Below are 14,523 nucleotides of genomic sequence, written 5' to 3' on the forward strand. Positions count from 1 at the left end.
CTCTCCCTCATGATGGTATACTTTGTCGCAGTTTTCAGCCGCTCTCGTAAGAGTAATTCATTTTGTTTTAACTTGGGGCTTTTATGAGCCAATCTCGCCTATTACGTAATCATAACAACAAGGCTAAAACTAAGCCTGAGCGAGTAGCACCGCCCAAACATAAAACTTTACTGCGGCTACTGCGTTATTTAAAGCCATATTGGTGGGCGCTATTACTGACTGTGCTTGGTTTTGCGATTAATGCGGCTACCGAGATCTGGATCGCTAAGCTGCTGCAGTACATTACTGACGCGATTAATCAAAACGATCAAGCCAAACAAAATCTATTCCCTCTATTGATTATCAGTCTATTCTTTGTGCGTGGCGTTGGCAGCTTCTTAGGGAACTACTATTCAGCGCTAGTGTCTAGAAACTTAGTTTATGAGCTGCGAGTCGAGGTATTTAATAAGCTTTTACGCCTACCGAGCTCGTTTTATTTGGCCAATCCTGCCGGAACCATCTCTTCAAAGCTTATCTTCGATGTCGAGCAAGTCACCGCTGCCAGTACGGATTCGATGAAGACGGTATTACGCGACGGCTTGACGGTTGTGGCTTTGATAGGTTTTTTACTCTACAGTAATTGGCGCTTAACCCTTATTTTGTTTTTGGTTCTGCCGCCTATTTTATGGCTGATCCGCATCGCCTCCAAGCGTTATCTTAAGCTCTCAAAGGGTATTCAGCAAACGATGGGCGACGTCAGCCACATTACCAATGAGGTGATTGGTGGCTATCAGGTGGTCAAAAACTATGGCGGTCAGGCTTATGAGTCTAAGCGCTTCGATAAGACTTCTAAGAAAAACCTGCGCCAAGGCATGAAAGTCGTTGTGACTAACAGTATTAACACCCCAGCGGTGCAGCTACTGATGGCGATGGCGATGTCTGTGGTGGTGTGGTTGGCACTGCGGCCGCAAGTGATCAATAACATCTCAGCAGGTGAGTTCATCTCTTATATTGCCGCCGCTGGACTACTGAGTAAGCCGGTACGCTCATTGACAGACGTCAATCAAAAATTGCAAAAAGGCATCGCGGCTGGTGAGTCGATATTTGCCCTTATCGATGAGCCTGAGGAGCAAGATACTGGTACCTTAAACCCAAGACTTTCAGGCGCTTTGCAATTAGATAAAGTCGGCTTAGTTTATCCTGACTCAACCGTGGCGCTACAAGACTTTAGCTTAGAGGTAAAAGCGGGCGAGACGGTGGCGCTAGTCGGACGCAGTGGCGCTGGTAAATCCTCACTCGTCAATTTGCTGACGCGGACATTAGCGACGTCCTCAGGTCAGATTACTATGGATGGCATGCCTATTGAGGATATTACTTTAGAGAGCCTGCGCTCGCAGATCGCGATGGTCAATCAGCAAGTGGTGCTGTTTAATACGAGTGTCTTTGAAAATATTGCTTATGGTAGTTTGGCGGCTAAGAGCCAAGCTGAGGTTGAGCGCGCGGCAAAGGATGCTTTTGCCCATGATTTTATTATGAAAATGCCGCAAGGCTATCAAAGCCAAATAGGCGCAGAAGGGCTACAACTCTCTGGGGGCCAGCGCCAGCGTCTGTCGATTGCGCGAGCTCTGCTAAAAGACGCGCCTATTCTCATCCTAGATGAGGCGACTAGTGCCCTTGACAATGAGTCGGAGTATTATATCCAGCAAGCGCTTGATAATGTCATGAAAGATCGTACGACCTTAGTTATCGCTCATCGCCTGACCACTATCGAGTCCGCTGATCGCATCGCGGTGATGGATGGTGGGCGTATCGTTGAGATTGGCACCCACGAGTCGCTGTTACAAAAGCAAGGCTATTACGCGCAGATGTATGAGCGTGATTTTGAATAGTACGTAGCCATAGCTGTATTTTTATCGAGAATAGACTTTTAAGAGTAAGGCATAATATACCTGACTCAACAAGTATCTGACTGATATGGCAATAAAAGAGTAGTGTTAGCGCTATGAAATTAGAGACATTGATTACTGATGCGTGGCAGCGAAAGGCGCTTTGGCTTTGGTTATTGCTACCGATAAGCGGCTTGTACGGACTACTAACCGCTATGCGCCGCAAGGCCTATCAGCTAGGATGGCTAGCCAGCTACCTCGCCCCTGTGCCGGTTATGGTCATCGGTAATATTACTGTCGGCGGCAGTGGCAAAACGCCACTCATCATAAGCTTAGTGCACTATTTACAGCAGCGCGGTATCAAAGTAGGCGTCATCAGTCGCGGTTATGGCGGCGATAGTACGCAAATGCCAACGCTGGTGACTAAAGATAGCCTGCCAAGTGCCGTCGGCGACGAGCCTTGTTTGATCGTCAACACGACTGGTGTCGCTATGGCAGTGTGTCCGAATCGCGAGCAAGCGATAACGACTTTGCTTGAAGCTCATGAGGACATCCAGCTGATTATCGCTGATGATGGTTTGCAACATTATGCTCTGCAGCGCGATATTGAGTGGATTGTGGTAGATGCTGCGCGCGGCTTTGGTAATCGCCAATTATTGCCGGTAGGCTATCTTCGCGAGCCGCTATCACGGCTCAAGGACAGCACTGTCATCTATCACAAAAAAATTGATAATCCAGTTTTGAGCGATAGCCTGCAAGCGACGAATGAATTAACCATGCATTTGCAGCCTAGTCCATTAAAGCGGTTGCTAGCGCACGAATTAAAAGAAAACGGTACTGACAGCGTCAGTCATCCAGCAGCGCCCAAAGCTGGCAGTACAGTGCACGGGGTTAGCGGTATTGGTTATCCGCAGCGGTTTTTTGACACTTTGCGCACGCTTGGCTTTAAGGTTATCCAGCACCCTTATCCTGATCATTATGACTTTAGTTTGGCAGAGCTTTTACAATATACCGAGCATCCTATTGTGGTCACTAGCAAAGATGCGGTGAAAATAAAAGCGTTATGGCGGCAAAAGCGCCAACAAGTAGCAAGTAGCGAAGAGGCTAAGTCTAGTCATGACTGGGATGAGCTAGTTACTAGGCTTTGGGTATTACCTGTGAGCGCAGAGTTATCCGCTGCTTGTTATCAAACGCTAGAGCAGCAACTCAAAGCGTTAGGTATCAATACTGCGCCGATAGATAACGTCACTCATAATGTACCTATTCACTAAAATATCAACTGATAGTATTTATTTTATGATTTCTTATGGAAATAGCTATGGCACCTGCATCTTTTAAGACTCACATTGTCATTCCTGCGCGCTTCAAAAGTACGCGCTTGCCGGGTAAGCCGTTATTAGCGATACATGGCAAGCCTATGATCCTATGGGTGGCAGAAAAAGCGCAAGCGGCAGATTTTGCGGATGATATGTGTATCGCTACTGACGATGAGCGCATCGCTAAGCTCTGCATGGAAGCAGGCTTTGAGGTCGTCATGACGCGCAGTGATCACGCTTCAGGAACCGATCGTCTGGCAGAAGTGGCCGCCATTAAAGGCTGGGACAAAGATGATATTGTCATCAATATGCAAGGTGATGAGCCGTTAGTGCCGCCTTTGCTATTAGAACAAGTCAAAACGCTACTAGTCAATGATGTCGCCAGTGTCATGGCAACTTTATATGAGCCGATCGAAGATTTTGCTAGCTTTATGCGTCCTTCAGTGGTTAAAGTCGTGAATGCTACCGTCAATCAGCAACAGCGTGCGCTTTATTTCAGCCGTGCGCCTATTCCTTGCGATCGTGATCTCGCTTTAGCTATGGCTAGCGTTCATCAAGAGACCTCATCAGCTGCCGTATCACAAGATTTAGAATCTAAAACGCCAAAAGATGCTCATCGTCATTTAGGCTTATATGCTTATAGAGTCAGCCTATTAGAGCAGTTCGTGGCGTGGTCACAGACACCGCTTGAGGTGCTTGAGAGCTTAGAGCAATTACGTATTTTAGAAAACGGTGGTCATATTGCAATTGCCGCTGCCGCGCTGCAATTACCGGCGGGAGTGGATACGCAAGAAGACTTAGATCGACTCAATGCTATGAGCCTGAACGATTTCCAGCAATACCATAACTCATAGGCTTATAAAAGTTAAACAGTTAAATAGCCTAAGTAAAATAAATAGTAAATAATAGATTATTAGTAATTATTTTGCAGATGACAGTTGATGATAACGATTGAAGGTAATAAGGAATATGACCGATAGTATTTATTTTTCGCCGTTATTACCTTGGCAGCAGTCGCTATGGACTCAATTGACTGAGCGAGTACTAGCGCCGCCGCACAACCTACCGCACGCATTGCTGGCAGCAGGGATGGCGGGCATGGGTAAGCGGGCGTTTGTCTGGCGCTTTGTCGCTTGGCTATTGTGTCATCAGCAAGCCAGTCATCGGCAAGGGGCCTGCGGTCATTGTGAAAGCTGTCAGTGGCTAAAGTCAGGGACTCATCCAAGCTTACAAGTATTGCCCCTAACGAGTATGCCGCTTGATGCCGAGCATGAGAATGCTCGAGAAGGCGCTAAGTCTAATCATAAAAAATCGAACAGCAGTAACAAATCAGCCAAATCGACTAGTAAGGCGCTAGTCACTATTAAGGTCGATGATATTCGCGCGCTACAGCCTTTTATTTATCAAGGCGGACAGGGGTTACGGATTTGTGTATTGGATTATGCCGAACAAATGACTATCGCCGCTGCTAATGCGCTACTAAAAACACTGGAGGAGCCGCAAGCGCAAGTCCATCTGTTTTTACTGAGTGATACGCCGAGCAAATTACTTCCCACTATAAAGAGCCGAGTACAGCAATTGCCTTTGCAGCACATTGAGCCTTCTATCGCAGCTGACTATGTGCAGCAGGCGCTTGGCGTGCAGCAGGCGCTTGGCGTGCAGCAGGCGCTTGGCAGTACTATTAATCGCGAAATAGTCAGTCCAGAGCAGATCAAGCAACTCCTACAGCTTACTAATGGCGCGCCTTTAGCTGCGGTAGCTTTGGCGCAGGCCGATTGGTATGGTAGCCGAGCATTGTGGCTAACGACTTGGCAGGCTTTGCGTAGTGGCAAGCGTAGCAGCTTAGCAGCAAGCGACTACTGGCAGCAGCAGCTCAGTCTCAGCGATTTCATCAAATTAACCGAGCTTATGCTCCTAGATATTCGCCGGATAAATATGGGTTTAGTGAGTATTCAAAACGATACTGAGCTACCCAAAGCTCTAGCGCAGCACAAGCCGACAGAGATGTCGATGCAAGGTCTTGTCGATAGTTTGCAACAAATCAAAATTTCTCTACAACAAAATATCCAAGAGAAGTTCGCCTATGATAAGCTCATGCAAGCATTAGCAGTGTTATAACTCATTCACTTTGAAAAGATTACAGTGAGGCTAATAGCAACTGTTCTAGCCTTTATACGCAAATAGACAAACCTGCAACCAACCTTATATCCAAAAGCCTAACCTTCAAGGAGCTGATTATGGCTATGCCAGGACGCGGTGGAATTCTTACTTGTCATATTGAAGATATCACCACTTTATATGCCAGTTATTTATCTTTTGTCGATAATGGCGCCTTATTTGTGCCCAGTAACCTCGAGCAGCGCTTAGGTAATGAGGTGTTTGTGGCTTTTACTCTGCCAAACTCAAAAGAGCGCCTACCGATGAATGGCAAAGTAGTCTGGATCAATCATAAAGCCAATGCCCATCGTCCAGCAGGATTCGCGGTGCAAATCGGTAAAGATGTCACCGGTCAAAGAATTAAGAACGAAGTGGAGCGTTTGCTCGCCGGCAAGATAGACAGTCAGCAAAACACTTATACGATGTAGATTTTTATACTACGTCGGTTTTATAGTTGCCTAATACCGCGAAGGCACGTACATATCATCGGGGATAGGCTCGCGGTAATACTCGTCATCACGCTTACGATCCGGTAGGTCTACCTCATCACGCGGTACTTCGACATAAGGGATTTGCTCTAACAAATGTGCGATGCAATTGAGCCGCGCGCGCTTTTTATTATTACCTTCAACGACCCACCACGGCGCTTCTGGAATATGGGTGCGCTCGAACATCGTCTCTTTCGCTTTAGTATAATCTTCCCAGCGCCGACGCGATTGTAGGTCCATCGGTGACAGCTTCCACTGCTTTAGCGGATCATGGATACGACTCATAAACCGTGAGTGCTGCTCATCATCAGTAATCGAAAACCAATACTTCACCAGCCGGATGCCTGAGCGCACTAGCATACGCTCAAACTCAGGCACTGATTGAAAAAACTCCTCGTATTGCGCATCGGTACAAAACCCCATGACTCGCTCCACACCAACGCGGTTATACCAACTGCGATCAAATAATACGATCTCACCCGCCGCCGGCAAATGCGCCACATAGCGCTGAAAATACCACTGTGATTGCTCACGTTCGGTAGGCGCAGGCAGGGCTGCCACACGACAAACCCTTGGGTTTAATCGCTGAGTGATGCGCTTAATAGCGCCGCCTTTACCCGCAGAATCGCGTCCTTCAAAGACCACAACGATACGCTCACCGCGATCCACCACCCAGTCTTGGAGTTTTATCAGCTCTCGTTGTAAGCGCACCAACTCTTGAAAGTAGGTACGCCGCTCTAAAATTTCATGCTCGCTCATCTCAATACCATCGAAACGAAAATCCCGCACATAATCGTCAATTTCGTTTTCAAGCTCTTCATCATAGGTATCGATTAAATCTAGATGCATTTTGCGCCGCAGCTCATCATCGAACACTTCTTTGTCCATACGTTCTACAAAGTTATCCTGCTCAGATGGGCTTAATTCGCGTCGCTCTTGAATGGTCAGTGAGTCAGGGTCTATTGCTGATGGTATCTTAGTCATATAACACTCATTAATATAAAAACGTCGTAGCAGGGATAGGGGTATCTTTACTTTATCATACCTTTCAAAAAATCTAGAGATAGGTTAGGTGATATTAATAAAAAGCAACCTCAATAAAAAACCTTACAACCATAAAAAACGCCCCCTGATTATCACCAGAAGGCATTAGGATAATTAACGAATCATCGATTAGTTAATAAACAATAGGATCTCAGACTACTTCTCTAAAATACAAGTGACGCCTTGACCACCAGCGGCACAGATAGAGATAAGCGCACGACCTGAGCCTTTTTCATCGAGCAATTTGGCTGCTGTCGCTAAGATACGACCACCGGTTGCTGCAAAGGGGTGACCGGCTGCTAGTGATGAACCGTTAACGTTAAGCTTGCTACGATCGATAGAGCCTAATGGCGCATCAAGACCTAAACGCTCTTGGCAGAAAGTCTCATCTTCCCAAGCTGCTAGCGTTGAGAGTACTTGTGAGGCAAAGGCTTCATGAATCTCATAGAAGTCAAAGTCTTGTAGAGTCAGACCGGCACGCTCAAGCATACGCGGCACGGCATAAGCAGGTGCCATGAGTAAGCCTTCTTTTTCGCCAGACTTACCGATGAAGTCTACCGCGGCTGTCTCTTGATGAACGATATAAGCTAATGGCTTTAGACCGTGCTCTTTGGCCCACTCATCGTTGGCTAATAGTACACATGAGGCACCGTCAGTGAGCGGCGTAGAGTTCGCAGCAGTCATGGTTGGATTGGCATTTTTCTTACCAAATACTGGCTTGAGCTTAGCTAGTTTTTCTAAAGTGGTATCTGGACGCAGGTTATTATCACGAGTCAGACCTTTATAAGGAGTGATCAAGTCGTCAAAGAAGCCTTCGTCGTAAGCTCGAGCCAAGTTTTGATGGCTATTGAATGCCAGCTCATCTTGATCTTCACGGCTGATGTTCCATTCAAGAGCAGTGATCGCTTGATGCTCGCCCATAGATAGGCCAGTACGTGGCTCACCGTTCTGTGGAGAATCAATGATATCTTTTGGATTAAGACCCATTAGTGCTTTTAGGCGCTGCTTATTAGTCTTAGCCGCTCCTAGTTTGATCATAACTTTACGTAGGCCGTCACCCACTGCGATAGGCGCATCAGAAGTGGTATCAACGCCGCCGGTGATAGCTGAATCGATAATACCTAGAGCGATCTTATTGGCAGAAGCAAAAGTCGCTTGCAAGCCAGTACCACAAGCTTGGGCGATATCATAAGTCGGTGTGTGTGCGTTTAGAGCGGTGTTTAGCACTGATTCACGAGTTAAGTTGATATCGCGGCTTAGTTTCATTACTGCGCCTGCAACTACTTCACCGACTACTTCATCTTGCAAGTTATAACGCTCGATGAGACCGTTTAAGGCTGCGGTGAGCATATCGATATTACTGGCGTCAGCATAAGAACCATTTGAGCGTGCAAATGGAATACGGTTACCGCCTAAGATAGCGACGCGCTGCTGCTCTGAGCTTGATGCTGTACTCTTCTTTTTAGGCGCCGTACGAGGTTTTTTAGTGGCGGCTGCTTTTGGTTCATCTTTTTTGTCTTGCATAGCTTTTTTCTCATTAGCGTTGTTTTTAGTCGTGGTGCTTTTTTTAGAGCTTTCGCTAGTGGTAGTGCGCTTACTAGCTGATTTCTTATCAGTGGTGTTTTTATCAGCGCTATCTGTTTTGGCTTTGTCAGTCGTTTTAGACTCAGAAGTAGCGCCAAGGGTAGCAAGCTCTTCCTCTTTAGCTGCTTTTTTGTCACTAGCCATGTCTTCTTTGATTTTAGCTTTTTTATCCGCTTCGGCACTGTTAGCTTGCTCGGTAACTGGATTACCTTCAGCATCAAGAATATCAGTATGCTGCTTTAGATCAGCGATAGAATCATACTGCGCATCGTTGCCTGTAGATGGAGTAGAGCTTGGGTTACTGGTCGTCGCTTTTTTAGTGCTAGCGCTGTTATCGTCACCTTTAACGACTGTCGTTCCAACAATAGGGCTGTCTTTTTTGTTACTCATAAAGGTATCCTTAAAGTAGTAGTGAATGTTAGGGCGTAAAGAATAAAAAATTATTAGTCAATATATAAGATGATAACTGCTAATCATAATAATTTTAATGACCTTCTTGTAGGGCTTTAGCAAATATTTGCAGCTCAAAGAGACAAAATTGCAAAAAGCGAGCTATAAATATTAGACTGAGCAGTATTGACTAGACTGAATACTGAGTAGCTCATTCAATAATATATTGTTATCATTGACAGTGAAGATCATAACTTATAGTAAGTACCGAACAGATTTTAACATAAGCGTGTTATTTTTGAATGATTATAGAGTAACTGTGCTGTCTACGTTTGTGATTGAGAAGGTCTATTGACTTTTATCCGGTTTGCAGATGTTGTCGATAATTCGTTAATATAGTTGCTTTACTAAGGTCGTTCAAAAGCTATTTAACCCTATTCTTAAGTAAGTATTGATAAGTTTTACATGCGCTACTGTCAGCGATGACAAGTTGGCAGTATTCTATAATAGGCCTATTGTGGGTAAGAGTTATATAGCAGTACTTACTAAACACTTATAATCATCGCCTAGGTGAGTCTTTATAATAAGTACATGTTTTGTTCAGACGCTTTAGGTTAGCAACGTTTTATTAAGTGTTATGAGCTAGATGGCTGCAAAATGTAGCTGTTCGGTTTTTATCCGTAAGCGGCGATTTAGCGTTAGTCGCTAATCTTATTCGTTTTACAGTATTCAATTTAATAACCATTTATTCTTCTTCATTTTTATATACAGGAGTATTTTATGTCAGACCGTTATGGTGATTTTGTACAATCTTCAATTGGTAAAAAAGTAGCCAAAAATTTAGGCTTGCCGCAGCCGGTAAGTCTAGATCGTTTTGAGAGCGGTCAACGCTTAGTACGCGGTAGCGTCTTAGTCGGCCGTGCACAAGGCGATGACATGAGTGTTAGCAGCTCAGTTGCGCGTATTTTATCGAACTTGCATGCTGAGGTTTATGTTAATAGCCGTGACGACGCCAAAGACGCGTTAATAGAAGCAGGCGTCGAAGCAAAAGCAAATACCGGTAGCAAAGATAAGTTTAAAGTACTGCTATTTGATGCCAGTAATATCAGTAATGCTGATGAGCTCAAACAAGTGTACGAGTTTTTTCATCAAGTCGCGCGTAGCGTTGAAAAATCTGGCCGCGTCGTTATTATTGGTCGCCCGCCTGAAGATATTGACGATGTTCAGACCGCGCTTGCCCAGCGCTCGCTTGAAGGTTTTGTCAAGTCCGTAGGTAAAGAGTTCAAACGCGGCATCACCGCACAACTTATTTATGTGGCAAAAGGCAGCGAGAAAAATTTAGATTCAGCACTGCGCTTCTTTACCTCAGCTCGCTCAGCTTACGTCTCGGGCCAAGTCGTCCGTGTTGGCGCGGGTAATACCATCGATATCGATTGGTCACAGCCGCTCGCGGGCAAAACGATGCTAGTCACTGGCGCAAGTCGCGGTATCGGCGAAGCTATCTCGCGGGTATTAGCTCGTGAAGGCGCACATGTGATTTGTCTTGATGTGCCGCAGCAGCAAGCGGACTTGCAAAATGTCGCAAGCGAAATCAGTGGTTCAACTTTGACTGTGGATATCACCAGCGCCGATGCAGGCGAGCAAATTGCTGATGCAGCGAAAAAGCGCGGTGGTCTTGACGCTATTATCCATAATGCTGGCGTGACACGTGATAAAACGCTTGCCAACATGGATGAGAAAAAATGGGATATGGTTATAGACATCAACCTAAACAGTGTGGCTGAGCTTAATAAATACTTACTCGAAAAAGAAGTACTAAAAGACGATGCACGAATCGTTTGCGTCTCTTCAATATCAGGTATCGCGGGCAACTTAGGTCAGACCAACTACGCCACCTCAAAAGCGGGCGTTATCGGTTTAGTCGATGCAACCGCCAGACAGTTAGCCAATGAGGGCAAAGGTATGACGATCAATGCGGTCGCACCAGGCTTCATCGAAACGCAAATGACAGAAGCTATTCCATTTGCTATTCGTGAAGCGGGTCGCCGTATGAACTCGATGAGCCAAGGCGGACTGCCTGTCGATGTCGCAGAAACTATCGCTTGGCTTGCCTCTCCTGCCTCTGGTGGCTTAAACGGTAATACTGTGCGCGTCTGTGGTCAAAGCTTGCTAGGCGCTTAGTCTGCTATTTTTATGTAAGCTATTGATTTTATTAGAATAAATAAATTTAGCTCACATATGCTTACGAAAAAAATACCAATAAATGTTAATAAAGCTGCCCGAGGGTGGCTTTTTTATGATAAAAACACAGGAATAGATAACCATGAGACTGAAACCGTTAGGTCACTCGTTCCATTGTTTCATTAAAAGTTTGCCAAGCCCTACCTAGGATAGATTTATGTCAGATACCCATTATGATGCGCTGCCAAAAGCGCATACTACTTATGCCAATATCATCAAAAGCTTACTGCCAATTGGCGACAGCACGAAGGTCAGTAAAGATGCATTGCCATCAGCCACTTATACTGTAGACGATTTGCATATCGATCAAAGCAACTTAGATGATTATCGTAAGATTTGCGGCTTCAGTGACAACGGTAAAGTGCCGATTACTTACTTTGCAGTACTGTCACAAACTCTGCAGATGAATATGATGGTCAAAGAGCCATTCCCGTTTCCGATGTTAGGGTTAGTGCACGTTGATAACTTAGTGACCCAGCATCGCCCTATCGGTGAGCGTGAGACTGTGACCTTGTCAGTGAGTTTTGCCAATCTACGCGATCATGCGCAAGGTCAGCAGTTTGATTTTGTGACGACGGTGAAATCGCAAGAAGACATCATTTGGGAAGGGACTTCTACTTATTTGGCTCGTGGCAAAAAACCTAAAGGTAATAGTACTGAGAGAAGTAAACCACGCCCAGTAACCGTCAAACCTATGGTTGATGATAAAGGCGTACATAAAGTGTTCGAAGTGCCAGAGGATATCGGTCGCCGTTATGCTTTTATCTCAGGTGATTTTAATTTGATTCATTTGCATCCCTTATCGGCAAAAGCCTTTGGTTTTCCAAAAGCTATCGCTCATGGTATGTGGTCAAAAGCCAAGTGTTTAGCGATGATGAATGATCTGCCAGATGCTTATAGCGCTGAGGTGTCTTTTAAGCTGCCTATTTTCTTGCCGTCAGAAGTGGAGCTCATCGCTGAGCCCGCCGATAAGCTCGAAAGTAGCGATGATCATTGTAATTTTGGCTTATATAGCGCCAAAAACGATAAGCCGCACTTAGCTGGCGTCGTCAAATTAATAGAAGACTCGCAATAACTTGCAGTAATAAACAGCACCGTTTTATTTATATTTAAGTAACTCATATTGAAGTAACTAACGCTGATAGATGTTCGCTAGCAGCGTTAGTTACTTCGATAGTTACTTCGATTTCGGTGTTAAATACGGTCAATATTTTATATTGTTACGACAGTGAGCAAATAGTCTTTCAACTTCAACACAGCCAACAAAGCCAATCTTAATTATTCATTTATTACTTAATTCCTTTATCACTATGATCCAAAATACAACTCAATCGACAGAATCACAAGATACAGATACTCGCTACGACTCTGATAACGGAGTATTGCTCACCGAGACGCTGACGCCTTATTTTCGTCCTGCTGAGCAGACTATCGTTTGCGGAGCACTTGATGAGCAAAAAATAAGTGCTCTTGCGCAAGCAGGAGTAGAGCTAGTCATTAACTTGCAAGCAGATGAAGAGCTGGCCTTCGATGAGGCCGAAGCGGTCCAGCAAGCAGGAATGGCTTACGAGCATCTGCCTATTGCTAGCGCTGCCGATCTTAAGCAGCTCAATATCTTAGCCTTTGATAATATCTTACGCCAGTATCATGGTAAAAAAACCGTCATGCACTGCGGCTCAGGCAGCCGAGTAGGCGCGGCTGTTGCTCTGCGTGCAGGCTGGTTACGTGGCCGTAAAATGGATACCGCTATGGAGCGTGGTCATAGTCATGGACTAACCGAAAAGTTTGAGCAAGAGACTTATAATCGCTTGCTAGTGCCGCGTTAAAAGGGTTACTTACTAGCGAATAAATAGCATAGACGCTACACAATAACAGGCGACTTATAATCGTATAGGTCGCCTGTTTCTTTATCTGACACTCAGGCTTGTGCTTGTATAGTGACTTAGGAATAAAACAGTGATAGATTCAAACCTAATCCAGGTGTAATTTTCACTTTTTTCTTTAGTTATATTTTATGTAGGGAAGTATTATGACCAAAAGCATTAACAGCGACTTGCAGCTTTGCTTACAACAATGGCTCAATGATTTGCAGCTAGAGGACTCGCCAGCAGGCGGCTCGGTTGTGGTTTATCAGGCAGGCGAGTGCGTAGCTGCTGCAAGTATAGGGCAGGCACAGAGCGATGGTGAGTGGCAAGCAGATACTTTGGCGCTTAACTTTTCTACCGGTAAAGGGGTGCTGGCGACGCTAGCGCATGTTTTGGTCTCTGAGAATATGTTGGCTTATGATGAACCTATTGCCAGCTATTGGCCTGAGTTCGCTGCTAATGGCAAAGCTGAAATTACCTTACGTGAAGTGATGTCGCACCAAGCCAGCTTGTTTGCCATTAGTGCTATCGAAGTGGACAATGCGACTTTATTAAACTGGTCAGCGATGCTTGAAGAAGTGGCTGCAATGCCGATCAATGAGATCGATGCTGCTGAGCGTTTTGTCAGCGCTTATAGTGCGCTGGTGTATGGCTGGGTATTAGGCGGCTTGATAGAAAAGTCGACTGACATGACGCTAGCTGCAGCGCTACGTCGTTATCTCACTGAGCCTCTAGGTATTGCTGAGAGCTGCTATTTTGGCGTGCCTGCAGACAAAGTAGATAAGATCGCCAAATTAGCGAAAGACTTTGCCCATGCAGCGCCAGAAAATGAGTCATTACCAACGAGACGCCATAAGCCAGTATTAAAAGCGGAGTCAGAGCAGACGTTAGCGACTTACAAGCAGCTACCGAGCTATGAGTGTTGGCAGCAACTAAATGACAAGCAAAAATCCTTATCCTCAGCTGATAAAAATCAGCATGATGCGCCATTGACTGCTACAAAAATCAATCGTTTATACTTCGATCACAGCGCTATTAATGCGAGTAATTACCGAGCCGCGCTAGTGCCCGCTAGCAAGCAGCCTATCGATTATTATCAGCCGCAAACGCTGCAAGCCGTTATCCCCGCTGCCAATGGCGTTGCTTCAGCGCAAGCCCTCGCCATTATCTACGGGATGCTCGCTAATGGCGGCGTATGGGAAGGTAAAACCTTGATAGATGCAGATACTTTTGCGCAGCTGTCTGAGCCACAAGCTGTAGGTATGGATGCGGTGATGCCGGCCGCAATGAATTGGCGCTTGGGCTATCATAAACTCTTTAGCGTTTGTCAAAGTGGCGATGATAGCGTTAATCCAAACACCGAGCGAGGTTTTGGGCATATGGGCTATAACGGTTCAGTGGCATGGTGTGAGCCGTCACGGCAGTTATCTTTTGCTTTTATTCATAACTTCGATGTCACTATGCTTAATGATATTCGTCAGTTTGCCCTGACTGAAGCGGTGATAAAAATGATTGATGCTCAGTCCTAAAAGATATAAAGAATTTATTGAAATAAAAGCGCGTATAGCTAAAA

At 45.4% G+C, this 14,523-nt stretch carries 11 protein-coding genes; 9 read left to right on the forward strand and 2 right to left on the reverse strand.

Annotated features, from left to right (window positions below; translation table 11 throughout):
* Positions 1-83: 83 nt before the first annotated feature.
* The 5 genes from msbA to ACTXGJ_RS00615 all read left to right on the forward strand — a co-directional run bounded on the left by msbA (position 84) and on the right by ACTXGJ_RS00615 (position 5,766).
* A complete protein-coding gene (msbA, locus tag ACTXGJ_RS00595; RefSeq protein ID WP_443564805.1) occupies positions 84-1,868 on the forward strand; it encodes a lipid A export permease/ATP-binding protein MsbA in 1,785 nt (594 codons plus the stop codon).
* A gap of 113 nt (positions 1,869-1,981) precedes the next feature.
* The gene (gene lpxK / locus ACTXGJ_RS00600; RefSeq protein WP_443564806.1) at positions 1,982-3,136 is read left to right on the forward strand and encodes a tetraacyldisaccharide 4'-kinase; all 1,155 of its coding nucleotides are present in this window, start codon (positions 1,982-1,984) and stop codon (positions 3,134-3,136) included.
* Positions 3,137-3,183: 47 nt separating this feature from the next.
* The gene (gene kdsB, locus ACTXGJ_RS00605; RefSeq protein WP_443564807.1) at positions 3,184-4,035 is read left to right on the forward strand and encodes a 3-deoxy-manno-octulosonate cytidylyltransferase; all 852 of its coding nucleotides are present in this window, start codon (positions 3,184-3,186) and stop codon (positions 4,033-4,035) included.
* A gap of 115 nt (positions 4,036-4,150) precedes the next feature.
* On the forward strand, positions 4,151-5,299 hold the full coding sequence (locus ACTXGJ_RS00610) for a DNA polymerase III subunit delta' (RefSeq protein ID WP_443564808.1): 1,149 nt from the start codon (positions 4,151-4,153) through the stop codon (positions 5,297-5,299).
* 119 nt (positions 5,300-5,418) lie between these two features.
* Positions 5,419-5,766 (forward strand): PilZ domain-containing protein, encoded by a 348-nt coding sequence (locus ACTXGJ_RS00615; RefSeq protein ID WP_439241048.1) that lies wholly within the window; start codon positions 5,419-5,421, stop codon positions 5,764-5,766.
* A gap of 30 nt (positions 5,767-5,796) precedes the next feature.
* Here ACTXGJ_RS00615 and ppk2 read toward each other — a convergent pair whose 3' ends face one another.
* Positions 5,797-6,810, reverse strand: a complete 1,014-nt coding sequence (ppk2, locus tag ACTXGJ_RS00620; RefSeq protein ID WP_443564809.1) for a polyphosphate kinase 2 — start codon at positions 6,808-6,810, stop codon at positions 5,797-5,799.
* Positions 6,811-7,026: 216 nt separating this feature from the next.
* Complete coding sequence (locus ACTXGJ_RS00625; protein ID WP_443564810.1) at positions 7,027-8,844, reverse strand: acetyl-CoA C-acetyltransferase; 1,818 nt, start codon at positions 8,842-8,844, stop codon at positions 7,027-7,029.
* A 780-nt stretch (positions 8,845-9,624) separates the two neighbouring features.
* On the opposite strand from ACTXGJ_RS00625, the gene ACTXGJ_RS00630 reads away from it, so the two are divergent.
* From ACTXGJ_RS00630 to ACTXGJ_RS00645, 4 genes are all read left to right on the forward strand, one after another.
* Positions 9,625-11,025 carry a 3-oxoacyl-ACP reductase gene (locus ACTXGJ_RS00630; protein WP_443564811.1) on the forward strand — a complete coding sequence of 467 codons (1,401 nt, stop codon included), beginning with the start codon at positions 9,625-9,627 and terminating at the stop codon, positions 11,023-11,025.
* Between the two features lie 217 nt (positions 11,026-11,242).
* Complete coding sequence (locus tag ACTXGJ_RS00635) at positions 11,243-12,160, forward strand: MaoC family dehydratase (RefSeq protein WP_443564812.1); 918 nt, start codon at positions 11,243-11,245, stop codon at positions 12,158-12,160.
* A gap of 235 nt (positions 12,161-12,395) precedes the next feature.
* A complete protein-coding gene (locus ACTXGJ_RS00640; RefSeq protein ID WP_443564813.1) occupies positions 12,396-12,911 on the forward strand; it encodes a protein tyrosine phosphatase family protein in 516 nt (171 codons plus the stop codon).
* 203 nt (positions 12,912-13,114) lie between these two features.
* Positions 13,115-14,479: a serine hydrolase domain-containing protein gene (locus tag ACTXGJ_RS00645; RefSeq protein ID WP_443564814.1), complete on the forward strand. Its 1,365-nt coding sequence runs from the start codon at positions 13,115-13,117 to the stop codon at positions 14,477-14,479.
* Positions 14,480-14,523: the final 44 nt, after the last annotated feature.

The organism is Psychrobacter sp. 1Y11 (assembly GCF_052259045.1).
Classification (GTDB): domain Bacteria; phylum Pseudomonadota; class Gammaproteobacteria; order Pseudomonadales; family Moraxellaceae; genus Psychrobacter.

Excerpts from the sequence above, each read along its gene's own strand:
- msbA (WP_443564805.1), top strand. The coding sequence starts at position 84 with ATGAGCCAATCTCGCCTATTACGTAATCATAACAACAAGGCTAAAACT.
- lpxK (WP_443564806.1), top strand. The coding sequence starts at position 1,982 with ATGAAATTAGAGACATTGATTACTGATGCGTGGCAGCGAAAGGCGCTT.
- kdsB (WP_443564807.1), top strand. The coding sequence starts at position 3,184 with ATGGCACCTGCATCTTTTAAGACTCACATTGTCATTCCTGCGCGCTTC.
- ACTXGJ_RS00610 (WP_443564808.1), top strand. The coding sequence starts at position 4,151 with ATGACCGATAGTATTTATTTTTCGCCGTTATTACCTTGGCAGCAGTCG.
- ACTXGJ_RS00615 (WP_439241048.1), top strand. The coding sequence starts at position 5,419 with ATGGCTATGCCAGGACGCGGTGGAATTCTTACTTGTCATATTGAAGAT.
- ppk2 (WP_443564809.1), bottom strand. The coding sequence starts at position 6,810 with ATGACTAAGATACCATCAGCAATAGACCCTGACTCACTGACCATTCAA.
- ACTXGJ_RS00625 (WP_443564810.1), bottom strand. The coding sequence starts at position 8,844 with ATGAGTAACAAAAAAGACAGCCCTATTGTTGGAACGACAGTCGTTAAA.
- ACTXGJ_RS00630 (WP_443564811.1), top strand. The coding sequence starts at position 9,625 with ATGTCAGACCGTTATGGTGATTTTGTACAATCTTCAATTGGTAAAAAA.
- ACTXGJ_RS00635 (WP_443564812.1), top strand. The coding sequence starts at position 11,243 with ATGTCAGATACCCATTATGATGCGCTGCCAAAAGCGCATACTACTTAT.
- ACTXGJ_RS00640 (WP_443564813.1), top strand. The coding sequence starts at position 12,396 with ATGATCCAAAATACAACTCAATCGACAGAATCACAAGATACAGATACT.
- ACTXGJ_RS00645 (WP_443564814.1), top strand. The coding sequence starts at position 13,115 with ATGACCAAAAGCATTAACAGCGACTTGCAGCTTTGCTTACAACAATGG.